Genomic DNA, 14,070 nt, shown 5'->3' with positions numbered 1-14,070 from the left:
AAGCGGACTCCTATTCTCTCTTGTTACGCTGAGCAGGTGAAAACAGGCTTCGACGTCATCCGCAGGGCCTTCTTCTATTGGCAGTTCCTCGCGGCATTCGTGCTCCCGGCGTGGTTGTTCATCGGCTGGGGGATTTTCGGCGGCAGCGGCTGGGGTTTCGTCGGGCTGCTGGTGGCCGCGCCCATCGTCTTCATCGCGCTTCTCGTGATCGCGTTGATCGTCTACGCACGGCCGCTCGTCCGGAGCACACGCATGGTGTCGTGGAAAGACGTGCTGCTCTACCTCGTGCTGCACGGCTCGGTCATCGGGCTCGGTTTCTTCGGGCCATCGACGACGCTCTTCGTTGTGCTCGCCGTGCTGACCGGGATCATCGGATTCTGGCTGACCCTCTGGGAACTCGTCACCGACGGAGCGCGCAGCATGCGCGAGACGATGGACGCCTTCGAACAGGCGGCGCAGCCCCCAGGCCAGCGGCCCCAGGGAGTTCCGCCGCGCGCACCCGGCCAGGGATCGCCGCAGCAGCGCTCACCCCAACAGGGCTCGTCGGGGCCGGGAGACGATCCAGACGTGATCATCATCCACGAGGTGCGCGACTGAGGCGAGCGGCATCCGCTCACCCTGCGGGGCGCCTCCTGGGGGTGGAGCCGACCCTCGTTTTGCTGCGCACGGCCATGTCGTGACACAATTGACGATTGTGCTGCAACACGGCCCTGCCTCCGGGGAGCCAGCGACACACTCTCGAGTGTGAGCGAGCAGCAACACAACTTCTTACCGAAAACTATTCAGTGTTCGACCGGTGGCGGGCACAGAGAGCGAACATCATGCAGATCCTCGACGCAGTCGATGCAGCATCCCTCAAGTCGGACATCCCCGACTTCCGCGCCGGTGACACTGTCAAGGTGCACGTCAACATCATCGAAGGCACGCGCTCGCGTGTTCAGATCTTCCAGGGCGTCGTCATCGGCCGCTCCGGCGACGGTGTGCGCGAAACCTTCGCGGTTCGCAAGATCAGCTTCCAGGTCGGCGTCGAGCGTACCTTCCCGGTGCACTCCCCGGTCATCGAGCGGATCGAGGTTGTGACCCGCGGTGACGTGCGTCGCGCCAAGCTGTACTACCTCCGCGAACTCCGCGGCAAGAAGGCGAAGATCAAGGAGAAGCGCGACTTCTCCTAAGTCTCGCACCTCTCTGCTTGAGCTCCCCGCCCCTAGACTGGGGCGGGGGGCTCAAGCCCTTTAACGGGCAAGAACTCGCAATGACCACAACACATTCGACAACGGGCGGCAATGACTGACACAGACCAGGAGCTGCGCCGCGACCGCAAGCCGCGTCGAAGCGCGCGCAAGCGCGGGTTCCTCTTGTTCCTACGCGATCTGCTCATCATCTTCGTGATCGCGATCGTCGTCTCCTTCGTCGTCAAGACGTTCCTGATCCGCTCGTTCTTCATTCCGTCCGAATCGATGCGCGAGACGCTGCAGGTGCACGACCGCATCATCGTCAACCAGCTCATTCCCGAGCTCGTGCCGATCGAACGCGGCGACGTCGTCGTCTTCCGCGACCCGGGCGGATGGTTGCCGCCTGCTGTGCCGATCGAACAGAACCCGATCGTGGCCAGCGTCGACTGGCTGCTCTCGGTCGTCGGCCTGTCCGCTCCGGACAGCAACGACCACCTCATCAAGCGCGTCATCGGCCTGCCCGGCGACCACGTCGTGTGCTGCAACGCGCTCGGCCAGATGAGCGTGAACGGCGTCCCTCTCGATGAATCCCCGTATGTCACCCTGCCGGCCGGCGAGAGCACGGTGTCGCGCGACGAGTTCGATGAGACGGTTCCGGATGGTTCGCTCTGGGTGATGGGCGACAACCGCTACAACTCCAAGGATTCCCGCTACAACGGCGACACCCCCGGCCGGGGATTCGTGCCGATCGACAACGTGGTCGGCCGTGCCTTCGTCGTGAGCTGGCCGGTCGCGCACTGGGCCTGGCTCGACAACTACTCCGGCGTCTTCGCCGGCATCCCAGAGGGCGGCGAGTAGGTGGCTGTCGCCGAGCCGAGCCTGGATGTCGAGAACGCCCTCTTCGCCAGCGGCGTCCGGTACGTGATCGGCTGTGACGAGGTCGGGCGAGGCGCGATGGCCGGCCCCGTCGCCGTCGGCATGGCGATCGTCGATGCGCGGATCGGCGGCATTCCCGAGGGACTGCGCGACTCCAAGATGCTGAGCGAGAAGCGCCGTGAGGCGCTCGCTCCCCTCGCCGCGGAGTGGGTGCTGTACTCCGCGGTCGGCGAGGCCTCTGCGGCAGAGGTCGATGCGCTCGGCATCACCGCCTGCCTCGGTCTCGCAGGCAAGCGTGCCCTGCTCGCGCTGCACGCGAGCGGCGCGGACATCGCGGCCAGCACCGTGCTGCTCGATGGCTCGCAGGACTGGCTGAATCCGGCGCTGGGTTCACCGCTGCCGGTGCAGATGCGGGTGAAGGCCGATCGGGATTGCGCTTCGGTTGCCGCGGCATCCGTGATCGCCAAGGTGCACCGCGACAAGATCATGATCGATCTGCACGAGGAATACCCGCACTACGGCTGGGTGGGCAACAAGGGTTACGGCAGCCCCACGCACATGGCGGCGATCGCCGAGCACGGCGCGACGCCGGTGCACCGGGTCACGTGGATCAAGAGCGAGGCGCCCGCCCCCGTTGCGCCAGATGCCCCCGTTTCGGCAGGCACCCTCGTGGCGCCTGGTGTCTTCGATGCGCTTCGGGCCGACGGCGCGGACTAGGATTGAAACACCATGGATGAAGACGAATTCGAGGACTACGACCGCGAGGTCGAGCTGGCGCTCTACCGCGAGTACCGCGATATTGTGGCGCAGTTCCAGTACGTCGTCGAGACGGAACGACGCTTTTACCTGGCCAATGAGGTTGACCTCGTGCGCCGGGACACCGAGCACGACTTCTACTTCGAGCTGACGATGAAGGACGTCTGGGTGTGGGATGTCTACCGTTCCGACCGCTTCGTCAAGTCGGTGCGCGTGCTGACGTTCAAGGACGTCAACATCGAGGAGCTCGCCACCAAGGAGTTCGAGCTGCCCAAGGAACTCGCGCTCGACGAGTAGCACGCCGGTGCGGCCGAGTGCGGCCCACCGTCTGTTGTGCACGGATCCGTGGTGCACGGATCTGTTATGCACGCGTCTGTTGTGCACAGCCGCTCCTCCGGTAGGCACAGTCCACAGGCTTCGGCGCGCCCCGTTCGGCGCCCCGCTGTAGCGTCACAGTTGGCCGTGGAGGTGTTCCATGGCTGATCCGGGGCGGACTACGGCTGAGCGCGAGAGTCAGCGTCTGGGGCGATTCGGCGAGCAACAGGCCGTGCGCTACCTGGAGGCGCAGGGTTACCGCGTGCTCGAGCGCAATTGGCGCTGTCGGCACGGCGAGATCGACGTCGTCGCCTCCAGGGATGGCGTGCTCGTCTTCGTGGAGGTGAAGACCCGCACGAGCGCGGCGTTCGGGCATCCGTTCGAGGCCATCACCGTGGCCAAACTGCGGCGGATGCACGTGCTCGCCCGGCTCTGGTGCGAGGCCCGCCCACAGGCTCGGGGGTCAGTGCGTCTCGACGTCATCGGCATTCTGGCACCGATCGGTGAGGTTCCGCGGATCGAGCACCTCGAGGGGGTGCACGCGTGAGGATCGTCGGCCGCACGAGGGCCGTCGCGCTGCTCGGGCTGAGCGGCGCCATCGTCGAGGTCGAGGCAGACATCTCGGCGCAGCTGCCGAGGATCGTGCTCATCGGCTTGCCGGACACGGCTCTGCAGCAGGCGACGCACCGCGTGCGGGCGGCCGCGACGAACTCCGGGATCCCGCTGTCGGCGAATGCGATCACCGTGAACCTGTCGCCGGCCTCCCTGCCCAAACACGGCAGCGGCTTCGATCTCGCGATCGCTCTCGCCTGCCTGGCCGCGGCCGGCGACGTCGACGGAGCGTCCGTCGAACGCGTCGTGCACATCGGGGAGCTGGCACTCGACGGGCGATTGCGTCCGGTCGCCGGTGTGCTGCCGGCCGTCATCGCGGCCCACCGCGCGGGCGTCGGCGCCGTGATGGTGCCGAGCGCGAATGTGGCCGAGGCGGCGCTGGTTCCCGGGGTGCGGGTGATCGGCATGGCCGGCCTGCGGGATGCCGCGATCTGGCACGGCGGAAACTTCGAGGCCGTACCGATCGAGGCGATCGCCGGGCCGGCCGGCGTTCCGGAGGACGGCCAGAGGCACCACCCGGACATCGCCGATGTGGTCGGTCAGGATGCGGCGGTGTTCGCGCTGCAGGTGGCTGCGGTCGGCGGCCACCACGCCTTCCTGCTCGGCCCGCCCGGCGCGGGCAAGACGATGCTGGCCGATCGTCTGCCCGGGCTGTTGCCGGATCTCGATGACGAGGCGGCACTGGAGGTGAGCAGCATCCGTTCGCTCAGCGGGCTCACCGTCGGCGCCGCGCTCAGCAACCGACCGCCGATCGAGAGTCCGCATCACACAGCGACGGCGGCGGCGATGGTCGGCGGCGGCTCCGGCGTGATCCGCCCCGGTGCCGCGGTGCGGGCAGCCCACGGCGTCTTGTTCCTCGACGAGGCGCCGGAGTTCCAGACGGCCGTGCTCGATGCTCTGCGACAGCCGCTGGAGACCGGAGTGATCAGCATCCACCGGGCCAATGCCGTCGCACATTTTCCGGCCAGGTTCCAGCTGCTGCTGGCGGCGAATCCGTGCCCGTGCGGGCAGTTCGGCGTCGAGGGTGGCGACTGTGCCTGCCCTCCGAATACCCGCAGGCGCTATCTCGCCCGCTTGTCTGGGCCGCTGCTAGACCGGGTCGACATCCAGCTGCGCGTGCAGCGAGTCACGGCCGCCCACCTCCGAGTCGCGCAGCAGCGCGCGGGCGAAGCCGACGGCGCCTCGATCGACAGTGCACGCGCGCGCAGCGCGGTTGAGCGGGCACGAGCGAGCTCGACCGAGCGCCTCGGCGGCACGCCATGGCGCCTGAACAACGAGGTTCCGGGGGAGTGGCTGCGCGCCAGAGAACGCCGGCCATCCCTCCAGGCGATGATCGCGCTCGACCGGGCCCTGGAACGCGGCGGCGTGACGATGCGTGGCTACGACCGTGTGCTCCGTGTCGCGTGGTCGATCGCCGACATCGAGGGCGCGCTCATGCCGACAGCCGAACACATCGCGCAGGCGCTGTACCTGAGGAGGGGAATCTGAGATGCCCGAATTCGGATTGAACGCCACGGAGCTGCGCGCGTTGATCGCGCCGCTCCGATCGGCGGCCGCCGAGCCGTCCCCGTCGGCGGATGACGCGGAGCTCTTCGCCCGCGCGGCCTGGACGGGCATCGCCGAACCCGGTGATCGCGGTGCCGGCCTGCTCGTCGCCGCCCTCGGCGCGGCGACGGCCTTGAGCGCCCTCATCGAGCAGTGGCCGACGGAGCGCATTGCGGAGGCCGTCGATCCCGCGGCACGCGCCGGGCGCGACGCGCTGGCGCACGAGATAGGCTCGGCACTGGCACGCTGGCGCACGAGATAGGCTCGGCACTGGCACGCTGGCGCCCGCGTGTGAACTCCGCGGCGGCGGTGCGCGCCCTGCAGAGCGCGACACGCATCGGCTGTCGCCTCGCCGTTTCCGGCGACGCCGAGTGGCCGCTCGGCGTCGACGATCTGGGCGTGCACGCCCCGATCGCCCTGTGGTGGCGCGGCCGGGAGGAGTCGATGACCGCGATGGCTCGTTCCGTCGCCCTGGTCGGCGCGCGGGCTGCGACCGGCTACGGCGAGCACGTCGCGATGGAGGCATCGGCCGGGCTCGTCGACCGCGGCTTCGCCATCGTGTCCGGCGCGGCCTACGGGATCGACGGCATGGTGCACAGAGCCGCCATCGCCAGCAGCGGCGTGACCGTGGCGTTCCTGGCGGGTGGGCTCGACCGCTTCTACCCGAGCGGGCACGATGCGCTGCTCACGCGCATCGTCGAGACCGGTGCGGTCATCTCGGAGCTTCCGTGCGGCGCAGCGCCGACGCGCTGGCGGTTTCTGCAACGGAATCGGTTGATAGCGACGTCCAGCCAGGCCACGGTGGTGCTCGAGGCCGGGCACCGCTCCGGATCGCTGAACACGGCGGGCCACGCCGCGGCGGCCGGCCGGCCACTGGGCGCGGTGCCTGGACCGGTGACGAGCCCGGCATCCGCGGGCTGCCACCGCCTGTTGCGCGACTTCGACGCGCGCTGCGTCACGAATGCTGCGGAGATGGCTGAGCTGGTCGATGTGTACGCGGACACGGACGGCGGGCTCGACGGTGCGGGAGCGGATGGCGGCGATGCATCGAACCCGGAGCAGCTGCGCGTGCTCGATGCGCTCAGCACGCGGAGCGGGAGGGAGGTGAACGACATCGCAGTGCGCAGCGGACTCTCGCCGGTCGCGGTGATCACCGCGCTCGGTGCGCTCGAGCTGGAGGGCAGGGTCAGAAGCGGAGAGCACGGCTGGATGCGCTGCGTCGGAGCGAGGTCGTAGGGTAGTGGCGTCGACGTACGCTGGATCCCAGCATGATCGCAAGGAGATCTGATGGCAGACAAAGCCCCCGCGATGACACCGTCCGATCTGCCGGTCGAGGTCGTGCTCGACCGTGCGACGGGACCGAGGCGCGACGAGGCCGACGAGCTGCTCGCACTGCTCGGCGACGTCAGTGGCGAGGAGCCCGTCGTGTGGGCGGGCCGCATCATCGGTTTCGGCGAGTACGAGTACCGCTACGAGAGTGGGCGCGGTGGTCGTTCGCCGCTGCTCGCCTTCGCGCCCGGCCCCACGAAGCACACGATCTACCTCGCCAACGATTTCGCGGAGCGCTGGCCGGATCTCGTCGCCAGGCTCGGAAAGCATCGTGCGAGCACGGTGTGCCTCTACCTCACCCGCCTGACGGGGGTGGACCGCAGTGCGCTCCGCGAGCTGCTGGAGCTCTCCCTCGCCGAGTCGCGATCGCAGGCCGTCTGAGCGCGCCCGTGCTGCTGGTGTCGGCCGCGGCATGTCCGAGCGCCGTCGTAGTGTTGGGGCGTCGAAGGAGAATTCATGACCGGCAGTCTCGGGCAGTATCCGCCCGCTGAGTACGTGATCGCGCACCTCAGCGATACCCACTTCCTCGGAGCCGACCCGGACGGTCGTGTTCGTGCCCTGTACGGCACGGTTGACACGGATGCGACCGTTGCACGCGCGCTGCAGCGGTTGCGGGCACTCGGCGTGCGCCTGGACGCCATGGTCTTCACCGGCGACATCGCCGACCTCGCAGAGGAGGACGCGTATCGGCGTGTGCGCGGCCTCGTCGAGCCCGTGGCGGAGGAGCTCGGGGCGACGCTGGTCTGGGTGATGGGCAACCACGACGAGCGGGTTCGATTCCGGCGCGAACTGCTCGACAGCCCGCCGGACAGCGCTCCCATCGACCGCGTCGACATGGTGCGGGGCCTCCGCATCATCACCATCGACAGCACGGTCCCTGGCTATCACCACGGCGAGATCACCCGTGAGCAGCTCGACTGGCTGGCCGAGGTGCTCAGCACGCCGGCCCCGCACGGCAGCATCCTCGCGCTGCACCACCCGCCGATTCCGACACCGCTCGCGGCGATGACGATCCTCGAGCTGCAGCAACAGCAGGAGCTGGCCGCCGTCATCGAGGGCAGCGACATCCGCGCCATCCTCGGTGGCCACCTGCACTACGCAAGCACCAGCCTCTTCGCGGGCATCCCCGTCTCTGTCGCACCGGCCACGTGCTACACGATGGATGTCGCTGCACCCGACCGGAACCTCATGGGCGTCGACGGCGGCCAGTCGTTCAGCCTCGTGCACGTCTACGCCGATCGCGTCGTGCACTCTGTCGTTCCACTGGCACCCGCTCCGGTCGTCGCCCACTTCGACGCCGATTTCCTGAGCCGGATGGAGCAGCTGAGCGCCGCGGAACGGCTCGAGGTGTTCGGGCGTAAGCCGGACGGGGTGGCGTGAGCGCCGGTTTCGACGCGGCGATCGAGCGCTACGCCCTCTACCTCCGGGTCGAGCGCGGCTTCTCGCCCAACACCGAGCGGGCCTATCGGCGAGACCTTGGCGCCCTGGCCGGCTTTGCCGAGAGCCGGGGCATTTCCGAGGCGACCGCCATCGACCTGGAGCTGCTGCGGGACTGGCTGTGGGCGGGAACCGAGGCGGGGCTGGCCCGCGCCAGCATCGCCAGACATGCGGCGTCGGCCCGAGGATTCACGGCCTGGCTCGCGCGAACCGGCGAGGCCGAGCACGATCCGGGGATCCGCTTGCGGGCGCCCAAACCGGGCCGTGCCCTGCCGCGTGTCATGGCAGAGACACAGATGAGCGAGATCCTGGCCGGGCTCGCCGCACGGGCGGCGGCGGCAGACCCGGATCAGCGGCCGCTTGCGCTGCGCGATGTCGCCGTGATCGAGCTGCTCTACGCCTCGGCGCTGCGTGTCTCCGAGCTGGTCGGGCTCGACGTCGACGCGCTCGATCTGGACCGGCTCACCGTGCGTGTCGTCGGCAAGGGTGGCAAGGAACGGGTGGTGCCGTTCGGCGTGCCCGCCCTCTCTGCTCTGAGCGGCTACCTGAGCAGCGGCCGGCCGGCCCTGCTGTCCCGCGGAGCGGGCGCGTCGGCGAAGGCCTTGTTCATCGGCGCGCGGGGTGGCCGGCTCGGCACCCGGGCCGTGTACTCCCTCGTTGCGCGGCTCCTGGCCGAGATGCCGGGCGGCGGGCCGTCGGGCCCGCACGCGCTCCGCCACACCGCCGCAACCCACCTGCTCGACGGGGGAGCGGACCTGCGCGCAGTGCAGGAGCTGCTCGGGCACGCCAGCCTCGGCACGACGCAGATCTACACGCACGTCTCGACGGAACGCCTCAAGGAGAGCTACCGCACCGCACACCCCCGGGCCTGAGCGGCACTGACCGAGCGGGGCTGCCTGAGCGGGCCTGTCTCAGCCGAGCGGCAGCAGCACCGCGCGCGGGATGCCGCCGAAGAGCAGCATCGGCGAGACGTACTCGCCGTGCAGGCGCACCCCGAAGTGCATGCAGCCGCCGTCGCAGTGCCCTCCGTGCGCGACGACGCCGATGCTCTGGCCGCGCACGACCGGATCACCGGCGGCGAGGGAACTGTCGATGGGCTCATAGGAGCTCAGCAGATCGCTGTTGTGCCGAATTGAGAGAACGGAGCGGTCGACCACGCGCCCCGAGAAGTGCACGACGCCGTCGGCCGGCGCGAACAGTTCGGTACCGGCATCGGCCTCGATGTCGATGCCGCGGTGGCCGGCGCTGTACCGGGTGGCTGGTGCCTGGAAGGGCCGCAGCACGGCGCGGGGCGCGGCCAGCGGCCAGCTCCAGTCGCCGCCGGCATCCGCGGAGCTCGTGTCTGCAGTGCTGGTCTGAGCAGGGCCGCCCTTCTCCGCAGCGCTGCTCGCAGCGGTTCCGGCGAGCAGCGCCACCGCGGCGGTCGCGGCGCAGAGTGAGCCGAGCAGCGTGCGGCAGCCGATCATCGTCATGGATCCAGCGTGCCGGCCGGCGCGTGAACCGCGCTGTTCCTTCTGAGAACGGTGGAAAACCCCGTTGAGCCAGCACGATGTGCACAAGAGCCGTGCTGCAAGTGAGGGCGCGCGGAGCTGTTAGACTTTCGTGAGCAGTGCTGTGTGCGCTGACTACGCGTGCCCATCAGGCAACACTTCCCTTCGGTCCTTACTTCGTGAGAAGCGGGTCGGTCGTGTGCTGGGCACCAGGAGCGGTGATCGACCGATCATCGCTGAAACCGAGAACAAGGAGACCGCCTCATGGCCGTCGTAACTATTCGCCAGCTGCTCGACAGCGGCGTGCACTTCGGGCACCAGACCCGCCGTTGGAACCCGAAGATGAAGCGCTTCATCCTCACGGAGCGCTCGGGCAGCCACATCATCGACCTCCAGCAGTCGCTCACCTACATCGACCGCACCTATGACTACGTCAAGGAGACGGTTGCCCACGGTGGCACCATCCTCTTCGTCGGAACCAAGAAGCAGGCTCAGGGCTCCATCGCCGAGCAGGCTCAGCGCGTCGGCCAGCCCTACGTCAACCAGCGTTGGCTCGGCGGTCTGCTCACCAACTTCCAGACGGTCAGCAAGCGCCTCGCTCGTATGAAGGAGCTCGAGGAGCTCGACTTCGACGACACCACCAAGGGTTTCACCAAGAAGGAACTCCTGATCAAGAAGCGCGAGCTCGCCAAGCTGCACAAGTCGCTCGGTGGTATCCGCAACCTGACCAAGACGCCTTCGGCTCTCTGGGTTGTCGACACCAAGAAGGAGCACCTCGCCATTGACGAGGCGCGCAAGCTCGGCATCCCCGTCATCGGCATCCTTGACACCAACTGCGACCCGGACGAAGTCCAGTACCCGATCCCGGGCAACGACGACGCCATCCGCTCCGTCGGTCTGCTCACGCGCATCATCGCCGACGCAGCAGCCGAGGGCCTGATCCAGCGCCACCAGAAGCCCGAAGAGGGTGCAGAGGTTGAGCCTCTCGCCGCATGGGAAGCCGAGCTTCTCCAGGCTTCTGAGACCGCTGCAGACGAGACCACTCCTGCGCAGTCCTCCGCCGAGACCGAGAAGGTTGCCGACGTCGCACTTGCCGCCGTCGAAGCCGACTTCGTCGAGGGCGAAGTTGCCGCTGTCGTCGCCGAGGTTGCTGCGGAAGACGCAGCCGCCGAGACCAAGTAAGGGATTTCCGGATGGCTAACTTCAACATTGCCGACCTGAAGGCGCTGCGCGAGCAGCTCGGTACCGGCATGACCGACACCAAGAACGCTCTGGTTGAGGCAGACGGCGACGTCGCGAAGGCGACCGAGATCCTCCGTCTCAAGGGCGCAAAGGGCAACGCCAAGCGTGCCGACCGTTCCACCAGCGAGGGCCTCATCGCCGTCAAGGAGACGCCGGGCGCTGTCACGATGATCGAGCTCGCCTGCGAGACCGACTTCGTTGCGAAGAACGACAAGTTCATCGCGCTGTCCGAGCAGGTCCTCGAGGCTGTTGCAGCCGCGGGCGCCACGACCGTCGAAGAGGGCCTCGCGGCTCCGGTCGACGGTTCCACCGTTGCCGACCTGATCGACCAGCAGGCCGCAACGCTCGGCGAGAAGGTGGAGCTGCGCCGCGTCGCAGCCCTCACCGGCGACGCTGTTGCCGTCTACCTGCACCGCACGTCCAAGGACCTGCCGCCGCAGATCGGTGTTGTCGTCTCCTACAGCGGTGACGACGCCGAGACCGCTCGTGCGATCGCTCAGCACATCGCGATGTTCGACCCGCAGTACCTGACTCGCGACGAGGTTCCGACCGACATCGTCGAGAAGGAGCGCGAGATCGTCACCGAGATCAGCCGCAACGAGGGCAAGCCGGAAGCGGCTCTCCCGAAGATCGTTGAAGGCCGCCTCACCGCGTTCTTCAAGCAGGTCGCGCTTCTCGAGCAGGACTACGCTCGCGACAGCAAGATCCAGGTCAAGAAGGTTGTCGAGGACTCCGGTCTGAACATCACGGGCTTCGCCCGTTTCAAGGCCGGCGCCTAATACGCCATGGAGGAGTCCGGATCACATTGTGGTCCGGACTCCTTTTCTGTGCACTGGCACAGCGCAACGACTAAGTTTTAGAAAACCCCTCTGGAAGGATCCACTCGAATGACAACGACGGAAAAGAAGCGCAGGGTTCTTCTCAAGCTCTCGGGTGAGGCATTCGGCGGCGGTTCTCTGGGCGTGAACCCGGATGTCGTCAGCGGGCTCGCCCGCGAGATCGCAGAGGCCGCGAAATCCGTCGAGGTCGCCATCGTCGTCGGTGGTGGAAACTTCTTCCGCGGAGCAGAACTCTCTCAGCGCGGCATGGACCGTGGGCGCGCCGACTACATGGGCATGCTCGGAACCGTCATGAACGCCCTCGCGTTGCAGGACTTCCTGGAGCAGGCCGGCGCGGAGACCCGCGTGCAGTCCGCGATCTCGATGACCCAGGTCGCCGAGCAGTACATCCCGCGCCGCGCGGAGCGCCACCTGGAGAAGGGCCGTGTCGTCATCTTCGGTGCCGGCGCCGGTCTGCCCTACTTCTCGACCGACACCGTGGCCGCCCAGCGCGCCCTCGAGATCGACGCAGAGATCGTGCTCGTGGCCAAGAACGGCGTCGACGGCGTCTACTCCGACGACCCCCGCACGAACCCCGACGCGCACAAGATCGACCGCATCACCTACCAGGAGGCGCTGCAGAGCGGTCTCAAGGTGGTCGACTCGACGGCGTTCAGCCTGTGCATGGACAACGGAATGCCGATGCAGGTATTCGGAATGGCGCCGGAGGGCAACGTCACCGCCGCCATCCTCGGTGCCGACCTCGGCACCATCGTCAGCAACTGACAACAACTAAGCTTGAACCACCATTACCTGAAGGAGTCGCCGTGATCGCGGATGCCCTGTCCGATGCCGCCACCCGTATGAGCAAAGCTGTTGAGGTCGCCAAGGACGACTTCTCCAGCATCCGTACCGGGCGTGCCAACCCTCAGCTCTTCCAGAAGATCATGGTCGACTACTACGGAACGCCGACCCCGCTGGCACAGCTGGCCTCTCTGGCGAACCCCGAAGCCCGCACGCTTCTCGTGACCCCCTACGACAAGGGCGCGCTGCGCGACATCGAGCAGGCCCTGCGCAACGCCCCGAACCTGGGTGCGAACCCCTCCAACGATGGCAACGTCATCCGGGTGACACTTCCCGAGCTCACCGAGGAACGCCGCAAGGAGTTCGTCAAGATCGTGCGCACCAAGGCGGAAGACGCCAAGGTTGCCGTGCGCAACATCCGTCGCAAGGCCAAGGACGAGCTCGACGCGCTGAAGAGCGAGGTCGGAGACGACGAGGTCGCACGTGGCGAGAAGGAGCTCGAGGCCGTGACGAAGAGCCACGTCGACGCCATCGACGACGCTCTGAAGCGCAAGGAAGCCGAACTGCTCGAGGTCTAGGGGCTTCCCATGCAGAAAGTTCCGGATGCCGACCCGACGCCTGATGGCGAGATGCAGGGTCGAGGGGCGAAAGCCGAGTTGCGCGCGCAGATGAAGGCCACCAAGGCCGAACTGCGCGCGCAGGCGCACGCCACGAGAGCCGACATCGAGCGAGGCTTCGACGAGGCGCGGGCGCATCTGGATGCCACAAACGAGCGCATCAAGGCGCGCACCGGCCGCAACCTCGTGCTGGCGATACTCATCGGTCTCGCGCTCGGCGCGGTCACGGTGTTCAGCCTGATCGTCGTCAAAGAGATCTTCATGATCTTCGCCGCTGTGCTCGTGCTCTTCGCCAGCTACGAGTTCGCCTCCGCGCTGCGCCTTGGAGGTTTCCGCGTTCCGCGCGTTCCCACGGTCATCGCCGCCGTCGCCGTCGTTCCTGCCGCGTTCTACGGCGGAGCGGCCGGCCAGTGGGTGTCGATCATGCTCGGAACACTCTTCGTGGTGCTCTGGAGACTGGGCGAACAGGCGAACGCGCGCCTGCGCACCCCGGCGTCAGCCGTGCTGCCCGATCTGGGCGCAGCGGTTTTCGTGCAGATCTACGTCACCTTCCTGGCCAGTTTCGCCGTGGTGCTCGTCGGCCAAGACGGTGGCGAGTGGTGGACGCTCGCCTTCCTGATCGTCGTGATCGCCGCGGACACCGGTGCGTACGCCAGTGGCCTGATGTTCGGCAAGCACCCGATGGCACCCGTCATCAGCCCGAAGAAGACCTGGGAGGGTTTCGCGGGCGCCGCCGTCGCGACGATCGTCGCCGGTGTGCTGCTCGGGCTCTTCATGCTCGATCAGCCGTGGTGGTTCGGGCTCATCTTCGGTGTCGCCATCCTGCTCAGCGCCACCCTCGGCGATCTCGCCGAGTCGCTGATCAAGCGCGACATCGGCATCAAGGACATGAGCTCCTGGCTTCCGGGGCACGGCGGCTTCCTCGACCGACTGGATTCGATCCTGCCGTCGGCGGCGGTTGCCTTCGTGTTCTACCTGATTTTCGCGTGATGACCGCCCACTGCATCGCCGCACCCACAGTCGCCGAACCGGCGCACAGATTGAGGAGAAGAGATCG

General features: G+C 67.6%; 18 protein-coding genes. 17 read left to right on the top strand and 1 reads right to left on the bottom strand.

From position 1 onward, the window contains the following. Positions 1-36 precede the first annotated feature (36 nt). From ASC66_RS00190 to ASC66_RS00135, 12 genes are all read left to right on the top strand, one after another. Positions 37-597 carry a hypothetical protein gene (locus ASC66_RS00190; protein ID WP_055833093.1) on the top strand — a complete coding sequence of 187 codons (561 nt, stop codon included), beginning with the start codon at positions 37-39 and terminating at the stop codon, positions 595-597. Positions 598-821: 224 nt separating this feature from the next. Continuing rightward, positions 822-1,172: a 50S ribosomal protein L19 gene (gene rplS, locus ASC66_RS00185; RefSeq protein ID WP_055835991.1), complete on the top strand. Its 351-nt coding sequence runs from the start codon at positions 822-824 to the stop codon at positions 1,170-1,172. Positions 1,173-1,283: 111 nt separating this feature from the next. Further along, on the top strand, positions 1,284-2,030 hold the full coding sequence (gene lepB / locus ASC66_RS00180; protein WP_055833090.1) for a signal peptidase I: 747 nt from the start codon (positions 1,284-1,286) through the stop codon (positions 2,028-2,030). Continuing rightward, positions 2,031-2,765: a ribonuclease HII gene (gene rnhB, locus ASC66_RS00175; RefSeq protein ID WP_082491903.1), complete on the top strand. Its 735-nt coding sequence runs from the start codon at positions 2,031-2,033 to the stop codon at positions 2,763-2,765. A gap of 12 nt (positions 2,766-2,777) precedes the next feature. Further along, on the top strand, positions 2,778-3,101 hold the full coding sequence (locus ASC66_RS00170) for a DUF2469 family protein (RefSeq protein ID WP_055833087.1): 324 nt from the start codon (positions 2,778-2,780) through the stop codon (positions 3,099-3,101). Between the two features lie 178 nt (positions 3,102-3,279). Next, positions 3,280-3,666: a YraN family protein gene (locus tag ASC66_RS00165; protein WP_055833084.1), complete on the top strand. Its 387-nt coding sequence runs from the start codon at positions 3,280-3,282 to the stop codon at positions 3,664-3,666. After that, the gene (locus tag ASC66_RS00160) at positions 3,663-5,219 is read left to right on the top strand and encodes a YifB family Mg chelatase-like AAA ATPase (protein WP_157509565.1); all 1,557 of its coding nucleotides are present in this window, start codon (positions 3,663-3,665) and stop codon (positions 5,217-5,219) included. The genes ASC66_RS00165 and ASC66_RS00160 overlap by 4 nt, the downstream gene beginning before the upstream one ends. 1 nt (position 5,220) lies before the next feature. Beyond that, the gene (locus ASC66_RS18375; protein WP_055833082.1) at positions 5,221-5,538 is read left to right on the top strand and encodes a hypothetical protein; all 318 of its coding nucleotides are present in this window, start codon (positions 5,221-5,223) and stop codon (positions 5,536-5,538) included. A gap of 29 nt (positions 5,539-5,567) precedes the next feature. Then, a complete protein-coding gene (gene dprA / locus ASC66_RS00150) occupies positions 5,568-6,512 on the top strand; it encodes a DNA-processing protein DprA (RefSeq protein ID WP_055833081.1) in 945 nt (314 codons plus the stop codon). 51 nt (positions 6,513-6,563) lie between these two features. Further along, positions 6,564-6,986 carry a DUF1801 domain-containing protein gene (locus tag ASC66_RS00145; RefSeq protein ID WP_055833079.1) on the top strand — a complete coding sequence of 141 codons (423 nt, stop codon included), beginning with the start codon at positions 6,564-6,566 and terminating at the stop codon, positions 6,984-6,986. A 75-nt stretch (positions 6,987-7,061) separates the two neighbouring features. Further along, positions 7,062-7,985: a metallophosphoesterase gene (locus tag ASC66_RS00140; RefSeq protein ID WP_055833077.1), complete on the top strand. Its 924-nt coding sequence runs from the start codon at positions 7,062-7,064 to the stop codon at positions 7,983-7,985. Continuing rightward, on the top strand, positions 7,982-8,914 hold the full coding sequence (locus ASC66_RS00135; RefSeq protein WP_055833075.1) for a tyrosine recombinase XerC: 933 nt from the start codon (positions 7,982-7,984) through the stop codon (positions 8,912-8,914). Before ASC66_RS00140 ends, ASC66_RS00135 begins: the two co-directional genes overlap by 4 nt. 39 nt (positions 8,915-8,953) lie before the next feature. Here the strand turns inward: ASC66_RS00135 and ASC66_RS00130 are convergent, their stop codons facing one another. After that, on the bottom strand, positions 8,954-9,514 hold the full coding sequence (locus ASC66_RS00130; protein ID WP_235496603.1) for a M23 family metallopeptidase: 561 nt from the start codon (positions 9,512-9,514) through the stop codon (positions 8,954-8,956). Positions 9,515-9,796: 282 nt separating this feature from the next. On the opposite strand from ASC66_RS00130, the gene rpsB reads away from it, so the two are divergent. The 5 genes from rpsB (at position 9,797) to ASC66_RS00105 (ending at position 14,003) form a co-directional block, all read left to right on the top strand. Further along, on the top strand, positions 9,797-10,714 hold the full coding sequence (gene rpsB, locus ASC66_RS00125) for a 30S ribosomal protein S2 (RefSeq protein ID WP_055833073.1): 918 nt from the start codon (positions 9,797-9,799) through the stop codon (positions 10,712-10,714). A gap of 11 nt (positions 10,715-10,725) precedes the next feature. Beyond that, complete coding sequence (gene tsf, locus ASC66_RS00120; protein WP_055833070.1) at positions 10,726-11,553, top strand: translation elongation factor Ts; 828 nt, start codon at positions 10,726-10,728, stop codon at positions 11,551-11,553. A gap of 108 nt (positions 11,554-11,661) precedes the next feature. Then, positions 11,662-12,378 (top strand): UMP kinase, encoded by a 717-nt coding sequence (gene pyrH / locus ASC66_RS00115; RefSeq protein WP_055833067.1) that lies wholly within the window; start codon positions 11,662-11,664, stop codon positions 12,376-12,378. Between the two features lie 41 nt (positions 12,379-12,419). Further along, positions 12,420-12,974, top strand: a complete 555-nt coding sequence (gene frr / locus ASC66_RS00110) for a ribosome recycling factor (protein WP_055833064.1) — start codon at positions 12,420-12,422, stop codon at positions 12,972-12,974. Positions 12,975-12,983: 9 nt separating this feature from the next. Beyond that, a complete protein-coding gene (locus ASC66_RS00105; RefSeq protein ID WP_200944661.1) occupies positions 12,984-14,003 on the top strand; it encodes a phosphatidate cytidylyltransferase in 1,020 nt (339 codons plus the stop codon). Positions 14,004-14,070 lie beyond the last annotated feature (67 nt).

It is taken from the genome of Leifsonia sp. Root4 (assembly GCF_001425085.1).
In the GTDB taxonomy this organism is placed as follows: Bacteria; Actinomycetota; Actinomycetes; order Actinomycetales; family Microbacteriaceae; genus Microterricola.
Note: the sequence above shows the minus strand (reverse complement) of the source record. Positions and strands in the feature narration are given on the sequence as shown.

What these genes read in the sequence shown, in the direction of transcription:
- rplS (WP_055835991.1), top strand. Translation starts at nt 822, where the DNA reads ATGCAGATCCTCGACGCAGTCGATGCAGCATCCCTCAAGTCGGACATC.
- ASC66_RS00130 (WP_235496603.1), bottom strand. Translation starts at nt 9,514, where the DNA reads ATGACGATGATCGGCTGCCGCACGCTGCTCGGCTCACTCTGCGCCGCG.
- ASC66_RS00145 (WP_055833079.1), top strand. Translation starts at nt 6,564, where the DNA reads ATGGCAGACAAAGCCCCCGCGATGACACCGTCCGATCTGCCGGTCGAG.
- tsf (WP_055833070.1), top strand. Translation starts at nt 10,726, where the DNA reads ATGGCTAACTTCAACATTGCCGACCTGAAGGCGCTGCGCGAGCAGCTC.
- ASC66_RS00165 (WP_055833084.1), top strand. Translation starts at nt 3,280, where the DNA reads ATGGCTGATCCGGGGCGGACTACGGCTGAGCGCGAGAGTCAGCGTCTG.
- ASC66_RS00105 (WP_200944661.1), top strand. Translation starts at nt 12,984, where the DNA reads ATGCAGAAAGTTCCGGATGCCGACCCGACGCCTGATGGCGAGATGCAG.
- pyrH (WP_055833067.1), top strand. Translation starts at nt 11,662, where the DNA reads ATGACAACGACGGAAAAGAAGCGCAGGGTTCTTCTCAAGCTCTCGGGT.
- rpsB (WP_055833073.1), top strand. Translation starts at nt 9,797, where the DNA reads ATGGCCGTCGTAACTATTCGCCAGCTGCTCGACAGCGGCGTGCACTTC.
- ASC66_RS00140 (WP_055833077.1), top strand. Translation starts at nt 7,062, where the DNA reads ATGACCGGCAGTCTCGGGCAGTATCCGCCCGCTGAGTACGTGATCGCG.
- ASC66_RS18375 (WP_055833082.1), top strand. Translation starts at nt 5,221, where the DNA reads ATGCCCGAATTCGGATTGAACGCCACGGAGCTGCGCGCGTTGATCGCG.
- ASC66_RS00170 (WP_055833087.1), top strand. Translation starts at nt 2,778, where the DNA reads ATGGATGAAGACGAATTCGAGGACTACGACCGCGAGGTCGAGCTGGCG.
- lepB (WP_055833090.1), top strand. Translation starts at nt 1,284, where the DNA reads ATGACTGACACAGACCAGGAGCTGCGCCGCGACCGCAAGCCGCGTCGA.